General features: G+C 64.1%; 2 protein-coding genes. Both read left to right on the top strand.

Annotated elements, in window-relative coordinates:
* Positions 1-413: 413 nt before the first annotated feature.
* Positions 414-668: a type II toxin-antitoxin system VapB family antitoxin gene (locus ABZT03_RS44630; RefSeq protein WP_356050083.1), complete on the top strand. Its 255-nt coding sequence runs from the start codon at positions 414-416 to the stop codon at positions 666-668.
* A complete protein-coding gene (locus ABZT03_RS44635; RefSeq protein WP_356050085.1) occupies positions 668-1,087 on the top strand; it encodes a PIN domain nuclease in 420 nt (139 codons plus the stop codon). Before ABZT03_RS44630 ends, ABZT03_RS44635 begins: the two co-directional genes overlap by 1 nt.
* The last annotated feature ends 122 nt before the right edge of the window (positions 1,088-1,209 follow it).

Raw genomic sequence — 1,209 nt, forward strand, 5'->3', positions numbered from 1 at the left:
CGCCACGCCAGCCCGCGTGTCACTCACCAAGGCCGCGTAACATCAACCCCACGGAACCCCTCGTCGAGCTTTTCCACCGCCCCGAGGACGCGACCATCGGGAGATCATCCGATGCCTCAAACGCTACGTCGCACGAGAGATCTACCGACTCCTCATCCCCACCACGAAGCCCAGCGGACCGGCGACCCCCGCCCCAACCGCACCTTGACATCCATAGGGGCATCAACACCACCCCCGACAACGTGAGCAGAGCCTGCCATGAGGGCGACTGCCCGCCTCTCACAAGGGGCAACACCACGCAACCGGTGCCGAAGTCCCCATCCAGCACGACAGCCTCAATCAAAACGATATCTACTGCCGCCGATCGATGCTATCGTTTTCATGGCAGAAGCATTCGCGAAGGGACCATCCACATGGCCAGAACCGTCATCGACCTCGACGAAGACATGGTCACCGAGGCCATGCGCATCTTCGGCACCAAGACCAAGGCCAAAGCTGTCCGCCTCGCTATGGAGGATGCCGTCAAGAGGCACCTTCGGCAGGAGGGCTTCGACGCCATCGAGGCCGGTGAGCTGGACTTCAGCGAGATCGTGGAGAACACCGGCCCCCGCAAGGCAGACGGCTCCCTCAAGCACAACGGCGACCTCGACGGAGGCCGGGCTGCCTGATGCAGGACCGCTACCTGATCGACAAGTCCGCCCTCGCCCGCTGGACGAAACCGAACGTCAAGGTAGTACTCAAGCCGCTGCACGAGCGCTACCTCCTCGCGGTGTGCCAGCCCACCGAGTACGAGATGATCCACTCCGCACGGGACAGCTCAGAAGCGACCCGGATCAGCACCTGGCTCCACGCCTTCGACTACCTCCGCGTCGACGACCACACCTTCGCCCGCGCCCTGGAAGTCCAGCGCCACGCTCTCAACGCAGGCTTCCACCGCGCACTGTCCCTCCCCGACCTACTGATCGCCGCCACGGCAGAACTGCACCGGCGGACAGTCCTCCACTACGACGGCGACTTCGACATGATCGCCTCTCTCACCGGCCAACCCACCGAATGGGTCGTACCGCCCGGCAGCGCCGACCGGTGAGCAGGTCGAGATCTTCAGTGGGTCTGACACGGGCGTTGTCAACTTGTTGGGGCAGCGGGTCGTTGAGGGTGTGTTAGGTCGTGGTGGGGCCGGATGGCGGCCTATGGTTCAGCCTGCCGTGG

It is taken from the genome of Streptomyces sp. NPDC005574, from assembly GCF_040605435.1.
Lineage (GTDB): Bacteria > Actinomycetota > Actinomycetes > Streptomycetales > Streptomycetaceae > Streptomyces.

Excerpts from the sequence above, each read along its gene's own strand:
- ABZT03_RS44630 (WP_356050083.1), top strand. The coding sequence starts at position 414 with ATGGCCAGAACCGTCATCGACCTCGACGAAGACATGGTCACCGAGGCC.
- ABZT03_RS44635 (WP_356050085.1), top strand. The coding sequence starts at position 668 with ATGCAGGACCGCTACCTGATCGACAAGTCCGCCCTCGCCCGCTGGACG.